The 6378-nt window shown below is 63.2% G+C and carries 6 protein-coding genes and 1 pseudogene; 1 reads left to right on the top strand and 6 read right to left on the bottom strand.

The window, feature by feature from the left end; all coding sequences use genetic code 11:
- Nucleotide 1: 1 nt before the first annotated feature.
- From IWX87_RS16110 to IWX87_RS16100, 3 genes and pseudogenes are all read right to left on the bottom strand, one after another.
- Nucleotides 2-2002, bottom strand: a complete 2001-nt coding sequence (locus IWX87_RS16110; RefSeq protein ID WP_196864543.1) for a PAS domain-containing sensor histidine kinase — start codon at nucleotides 2000-2002, stop codon at nucleotides 2-4.
- A 293-nt stretch (nucleotides 2003-2295) separates the two neighbouring features.
- Nucleotides 2296-2561: pseudogene (locus IWX87_RS20070) on the bottom strand (NnrS family protein); the annotation flags it as partial.
- Nucleotides 2562-2772: 211 nt separating this feature from the next.
- Nucleotides 2773-3249 carry a peptidylprolyl isomerase gene (locus tag IWX87_RS16100; RefSeq protein WP_196864542.1) on the bottom strand — a complete coding sequence of 159 codons (477 nt, stop codon included), beginning with the start codon at nucleotides 3247-3249 and terminating at the stop codon, nucleotides 2773-2775.
- Nucleotides 3250-3463: 214 nt separating this feature from the next.
- Here IWX87_RS16100 and ypfH point away from each other — a divergent pair, with 214 nt between their 5' ends.
- Nucleotides 3464-4105: an esterase gene (gene ypfH, locus IWX87_RS16095; protein ID WP_196864541.1), complete on the top strand. Its 642-nt coding sequence runs from the start codon at nucleotides 3464-3466 to the stop codon at nucleotides 4103-4105.
- Nucleotides 4106-4209: 104 nt separating this feature from the next.
- Here ypfH and IWX87_RS16090 read toward each other — a convergent pair whose 3' ends face one another.
- The 3 genes from IWX87_RS16090 to IWX87_RS16080 are packed head-to-tail and all read right to left on the bottom strand — an operon-like array spanning nucleotide 4210 to nucleotide 6365.
- Entirely contained in the window at nucleotides 4210-4902 is a 693-nt protein-coding gene (locus IWX87_RS16090) for an SPOR domain-containing protein (RefSeq protein ID WP_196864540.1), read from the bottom strand.
- Nucleotides 4896-5786, bottom strand: a complete 891-nt coding sequence (locus IWX87_RS16085; protein WP_196864539.1) for a biotin--[acetyl-CoA-carboxylase] ligase — start codon at nucleotides 5784-5786, stop codon at nucleotides 4896-4898. The genes IWX87_RS16090 and IWX87_RS16085 overlap by 7 nt, the downstream gene beginning before the upstream one ends.
- Before the next feature lie 54 nt (nucleotides 5787-5840).
- Entirely contained in the window at nucleotides 5841-6365 is a 525-nt protein-coding gene (locus tag IWX87_RS16080; RefSeq protein ID WP_280757270.1) for an SET domain-containing protein, read from the bottom strand.
- Nucleotides 6366-6378 lie beyond the last annotated feature (13 nt).

Raw genomic sequence — 6378 nt, 5'->3', positions numbered from 1 at the left:
TCTATCGTCTCAAATTCAGTGCCTGCCCAGCCCATCGTTTTCCTTCAAATCTTTCTTGAGGGGAATTTTGCCGGAGTTGTGTATAACGAAATGGGTCAAAGCGGCTGGCGTCTTCGGTCAGCAAACCCAGCGCGGCCGTGGCATTGGCTGCCCAAGTCGTCTGGTAGTCCAGGATGTTGAGAATCTCGCAGGTCATCTGCGCCAGTATTTCGTTGTCCTCGACCACCAGCACGCTGATGCTGCGGGACTCGATGCTGTTTTCAGCAGCGGCGGCCACGGCTTCAGGGGTATCGGCATGCTCGGCGCGTGCCAGAAAAAGCGTGAACACCGAACCGCTGTCCACCTCGCTCCTGACCTTGACCTCGCCACCCGACTGCCTGGCAAAGCCAAACACCTGGCTCAGGCCCAGGCCGGTGCCCTTGCCCACTTCCTTGGTGGTGTAGAAGGGCTCGAAAATCGCCTCCAGGTTTTCGGCTGCAATGCCGCAGCCCGTGTCGGTGACTGAAATGGCGACGAAATCGCCGGGTCGCAGGTCACGGCCAGAACCTGCTGGCACGTTGTCAACCTTTTTCACCTTGATGGTGAGCTGGCCGTTGCCATTCATGGCGTCGCGCGCGTTGAGGGCCAGGTTCACCAGTGCCGTTTCAAACTGGTTGATGTCCGCCTCGGCGAAGCAGCTGTCTTCTGCGCCACACGGCTCCAGGTGAATCTGCACCTGCGCCCCCATCAGCGGGCGCACCAGATCGATCACGCCCTGCACATGCTGGTCCACATTGAACACTTCGGGGCTCAAGGGCTGTTGCCGGGCAAAGGCCAGCAGCTGGCTGGTGAGCTTGGCCGCGCGCCCGACGGTGTCGAAAATCCGGTCCAGGTACTGGCCACGCCGCTCCACCGGCAGCTTGTCACTGCGCAGCAACTCGACCGAGGAGCTGATGACCGCCAGCAGGTTGTTGAAGTCATGCGCCACGCCGCCGGTGAGCTGGCCCAGCGCTTCGAGCTTTTGCGATTGCCGCAGCGCGTGTTCGGTGCGCAGCAGTTCGGTGGTTCGCTGGTCGAGCGCCACCTGCGCCGCCTCGACTTCCTTGCGCGCCGTGTTGTCGGTGCCGATCAGCAGGTAGCCAATAATGGCTTCCTGCGCATCGCGCAGCGCCGTGACCGAGACAATCGCCGGAAAGCGGCTGCCGTCCTTGCGGATGTAGGTCAGCTCGTAGATGTCCTCGATGCCGCGCGAAGCCTTGAACACCAGCGCCTCGAACCCGGGGGTGATCGGCGTGCCGAGTTCAACGCTCAGTGCTTCAGCACGAACGATGACTTCCTGCGGGTCGGAAATGTCGGCCGGCGTGATCTGGTTCAGCACCTCGCCAGCGGAATAACCCAGCATGCGTTCGGCGCCGACGTTGAAAATCTGGATCACGCCTTTTTCATCGGTGGCGATGCTGGAGAAGTTGGCGCTGTTGAAAATCGCGTTTTGCAGCGCGCCGGCTTCCAGCAGTGCTTCTTCGGCCTGCTTGCGCGCCGTGTTGTCGGTGCCGATCAGCAGGTAGCCGATGATCAGCGCCTGGTCGTCGCGCAGCGCCGTGACCGACACCACCGCCGGAAACCGGCTGCCGTCTTTGCGGATGTAGGTCAGCTCGTAAATGTCTTCGATGCCGCGAGAAGCCTTGAACACCAGCGCTTCAAAACCCGGCGTGATCGGGGTGTCGAACTCTCCGCTCAAGGTGACGGCACGGGTCACCAGTTCCTTTGAGTCCGAAATATCGGCTGGCGTGACCTGGTTGACCACATCACCCGCCGCGTAGCCAAGCATGCGCTCGGCGCCGACGTTGAAAATCTGGATCACGCCTTTTTCGTCTGTGGCAATGCTGGAGAAGTTGGCGCTGTTGAAAATGGCGTCTTGCAGTGCGCCGGCCTTAAGCAATGTTTCTTGCTGCCGGACATCGTTGAAACTCTCAAGCGACCCTTGTTGCTCGCGAGCGCTGGGAAGATTACCGATTCGCGGCATAAATTCTTTCGTTCCAGTTATCACCATTGACAACCTGCGTGGAGAAAAGAAGGGCTCCACCGCGTCAGCGTAACACGCTGCAAATTAAGCAAGTGTTATGAAACGTTGTAATCGAAAGAGGGTAATTGGGGCGCAATGGCCGGCCATTAAAGGCCGCCCGAAAAGGGCAGCGCGCCAGCGATCAAGGCAGGTGCCGCGCCTTGCCTGGCGTTGCGCCACGGCGAAATTCGCTCAGCCCGCGCAGCAGCGCCCGGGTGAAGTCCAATGCGGCCTTATCCACCCAAGGGAGCCACACGCCCGGCGGTGAACAAAAAACCGACGACGACCGCCAGCATGAAGCCGAACAGCATCTCGTGCGCATGCCACATCCGCCCTGACAGGCAAGGCGTGCCCTGCCAGCCGGCAAACTGCAGTGCCCACAGGCCGATGGACAGGGCGGTAAACACGCTGGCCAGCAGGTAAAAAATGGGCGAAAACCGAGTTGCCACAAGGCAAACCCGGGCGGCGGCGCGGCCAGCTTGCGGACATTGACAGGGGTGGCAGACGCGCAGACGGCCATGAAAACCCGGTCAAAAAAGACAGTTCAAAAACCGGTTTAAAGATGCATTACTGATGTATCTATTTGTTCGGCAAAGATTGGCAAAGGATGATTTGGCGTGGCTGGCACGCGAAATCATCCTTTGACCGCGGAAAAATGCCTGCATTCAGCCGGCCGGTGTCGCCGCTCTGAAGGGCTTGAACCGCATGCAGTGGCAACAAAAATCACATGCTCAATGGTGGTGGCCGTGCTCGCCGTGGACATGCTGGTGCGCGATTTCCTCGTCGGATGCCAGGCGCACGTCGGTCACTTTGAGTGTGAAGCGCAGTGCCTTGCCGGCCAGCGGATGGTTGGCGTCCAGGATCACCGTGTCGCCCTTGATCTTGGCCACGTTGAAGACCTGCTTGCGGCCGTCGCTGCCCTGGCCTTCGAGTTGCCCGCCGACTTTCACGCCGGGCGGAAACTGGCTGCGCGGAATGGTGCGCACCAGGTCTTCGTCGCGCAGGCCAAAGGCGTCTTCGGCGGCAAGCGCCAGCGTCGTCTGGTAGCCGGCTTCCTGGCCGTCCAGCGCTTCCTCGATCTTCGGCAGGGTGTTGCCGTAGCCGCCGTGCAGGTAGACCATCGGCTCCTTGTTTTCCTCGATCAGCTTGCCTTGGGCGTCAGACACTTTGAAGCGCAGGGTGACGGCGGTGTTTTTTTCAATTTTCATGGACAAAAGTTCTTTGCAAAGGGGGCTGTGCCGATTGCGCAGCCAGCCCGTTTCGGGAAAATGATCTTAGCAACGATAAACACCGCTCGTGTGGCAAGCCGTGCCGCCGCGCGCATGCAGCCGGGAATCCGGACTACACCGGCAAGGCGGCAGAGGCGCCAAACTTGCAAGGCTTCGACAATCCAGACTGGTTTTTTATTTCCGAATCCACCCCATGACCACCCTGCCGACAAATCTTTGCGCTGTTGAAACCATTGAGCTGCTGTCCGGCGCCCAAAGCCCCAGGCCGTTGTTCGTGCTGCTGCACGATGCCGGCGGCACGGCGCTGGACATGCTGGAACTGGGCAACCGGCTGGGCGATGCGTTTGCCCAGGCGGCGGTTCTGATGCCCGAAGGGCTGACGCTTGCATCGACCGATGTGCCGATCAGCGCCGAAACACTGGCGCAGTCCGTTGCCGCACTGGCCGACTTTCTGCGCACGCAGCAGCAGCGTTTTAACGTACTGCAGTCCGACACGGCGCTGCTCGGCTTTGGCAACGGCGCCAGCCTGGCGCTGGCCCTGAGCAACGCGCACGATGGCCTGGTCGGCCGGGTCTTGGCCTTCGCCGGCTGCTACGCTGTCTGGCCGGAGAAGGCACCAACGCTCACCACGCTGCATTTTCTTCACGGGCAGCAAGACCTGCTGGTGCCGGTGGCACGCGTGCGCCAAGACTTTGCGCATTTGATGGAGCTGGGCGCTGATGCCACACTGGACGTGGCGCGCAGCCTGGGGCATGAACTCCATCCGGCGCTGATGGACCAGGCGGTCACGCGGCTGCAAACCTGCGTGCCACTGCGTTTCTGGAAGGCGCTGTAGCCCGATAGCCGGCTTTGCGCATATTTTTTAAGTAAAAACCACCTTTTGCGCATTGCCCACGGGCGTATGCAGCTATGAATAAAATAGCAAATGGTTGCGCCGGCCTAGGGGCACGGCTGGACCGCCTTGCCCGCCAGTTGCGGCTTGAGCGCGTCCAGCTTCTTTCGCAGGGCGGCATTGGCCGTGGGCAGCCTGAGCCACAGGCTGGGCAGTTCGGGCCGCTCCAGCACCACTTTGGCGCTGCGCAGGCCGCGCTCGTTCATCCGGGCCAGGGCTGCCTCGGCTTCAGCCCTGGAGGCAAAACTGCCCAGTGACAATCCGCGGTTCAGCATCGGGCTCAGGGGCTGCTCGAAAGGCAGTCCCAGCTGGTCGAGCATCTGGCGCTTGCGGTTGATCGCCGCCTTGCTGATGTACCTGCCCATGTAAATGATCCAGCGGACCGAATCGTCGCTGCTTTCAAACGACCAGCTGCCTTCGGGCAAGCCAGCCTTCAGGCGCGGCTGAAGCGTGCTGGCCTGCTGTTCGGTGAACACGCCCACCTGCAGGCAGGACACGCCGGCTGCAAGCGCGGCGGGTGATGGGGTCGGGGTCCGCACCGCGGCGCCGGGCGCAAGTGGTGACAGCGGCGGCGCGGCGGGCAAGATCAGCTGCATGGCTTCGGGCCGGATCTGCTGCGCCAGCCGTTCGGGTTCGGACTGCCGCGCAGGCGCCAGGCCATAGGCCGCCAGCAGGCCCTGGCCCCAGGCGAAATACAGCGCATTGGCCAGCAGCAGCGCCAGGGCCAGCGCCCTCAGCATGGTGGCGCGCCCCTTTCTGCTTGCGAGGCGACAGGCCGCACGCTGACTTCGGCGCTGCTGACTTCGACCATGCCGCCAGCGGTGTGCACGCGCAGCGCACCGTTGTCGGCCACGCCGTAGGCCGTGCCCTGCGTGCCGTCCGTCAGCTGCACGGCGCGATGGGCCAGCACGTCGCGCGCGGCAAACCGCGCCTGGAAAGGCTCGAAGCCAAACTGCGCGAAGGCCTGCACCGCCTGCACCAGCGCCGGAACGATGCGCAGCAGCGCGCCGGGCACGTCCAGATTTGAGTCAAGCGTCAGCAGGCCGCCGGGCGCCACCGGGGCCGGCCCTGCCGGCGGCACATCAGCCAGCGGCACTGGCCGGATGTTGATGCCCACGCCAATGATCAGGTAACGCAGGCCGTCCCCGCTGGCGGTCTCGACCAGAATGCCGCCCAGCTTGCGCTCACCCTCTGGCGTGGACAGCCACAGGTCGTTCGGCCATTTCAGGCCGATGCGCGGTGGGGCGCCATGGCGTGCCTGGCTGGCATCCAGCGGGTCGAGGCTTTCAGCGACGCTGACGCCGACCGCCAGCGACAGGCCCGACCAGTCCGCCGGCGCCAGGGGCAGGCCCAGTGAAAACATCAGGCTGTCGCCGCGCCGGCTTTGCCAGCTGCGCCCCAGCCGGCCCCGCCCGGCGCTTTGCTGCTCGGCCACCAGCAGCAGCGGCTCGGGCTGCGGCGGGCGGCCGGGCGCGCCCTTGAAACGGCGCATCAGCTCGCTGTTGGTCGAATCGATCTCGGGCAGCACCTCGACCGTGAAGCCGGGCAACTCGGGCGCCACGGCTTCCCAGATGGCTTCGGCAGGCCAGCGGATCGGCGGGAGGCAATGCAAGGGCGTTGTCATGGGCGGGTGGCAGTAAAAAAGGGAGAAAGAACGGTTCTGGCCAGCCGCGCAGACTCAGCCTGCGGCGCTTTTGGGCACCTTTTTCCGTGCCTTGGCTGCCAGCAGTGTGCCCCGACAGTTTTCGGCGCCGCACCAGCAGGGGTAATCGGCCAGCAGCTTGGGCGTGTACCGGGCATCGATGACCAGCCCGTAGTCGTAGAACAGCTCATCGCCAGCCGGGATGTTGCGCAGCGCCTTGATGAACACCCGTCCGCCAGTTTCGTCTGCCTCGCAGTTCGGCTGGCAGCTGTGGTTGATCCAGCGCGACGAATTGCCGCCGACCTTGGCGTCAATCACGCGGCCGTCGTCGATGTGAAAGTAAAACGTGTGGTTCGGTTGCGCCGGGTCGTGCGGGTGGCGGCGCAGCGCCTCGGGCCAGCTGATGACCTCGCCGGTGTATTCGATCAGCGTCTCGCCTTCGGCCAGGTCCTGCACGGCAAACACGCCCTTGCCATGCACGCCCGAACGTCGGGTCTGCAGGCGCCGGCGGCTGCCAGCCATCGCTTTTTCAGGGTAAGCAGAGGCTTGGTTTTTGGGCACGGCGGTTTTTTTG

Origin of the sequence: Polaromonas sp. CG_9.7, assembly GCF_015752205.1 — a bacterium.
Lineage (GTDB): Bacteria > Pseudomonadota > Gammaproteobacteria > Burkholderiales > Burkholderiaceae_C > Polaromonas.
The sequence above is the reverse complement of the archived record's forward strand: the minus strand, read 5'-3'. Positions and strand labels throughout refer to the sequence as shown.

Excerpts from the sequence above, each read along its gene's own strand:
- IWX87_RS16110 (WP_196864543.1), bottom strand. The coding sequence starts at position 2,002 with ATGCCGCGAATCGGTAATCTTCCCAGCGCTCGCGAGCAACAAGGGTCG.
- IWX87_RS16100 (WP_196864542.1), bottom strand. The coding sequence starts at position 3,249 with ATGAAAATTGAAAAAAACACCGCCGTCACCCTGCGCTTCAAAGTGTCT.
- ypfH (WP_196864541.1), top strand. The coding sequence starts at position 3,464 with ATGACCACCCTGCCGACAAATCTTTGCGCTGTTGAAACCATTGAGCTG.
- IWX87_RS16090 (WP_196864540.1), bottom strand. The coding sequence starts at position 4,902 with ATGCTGAGGGCGCTGGCCCTGGCGCTGCTGCTGGCCAATGCGCTGTAT.
- IWX87_RS16085 (WP_196864539.1), bottom strand. The coding sequence starts at position 5,786 with ATGACAACGCCCTTGCATTGCCTCCCGCCGATCCGCTGGCCTGCCGAA.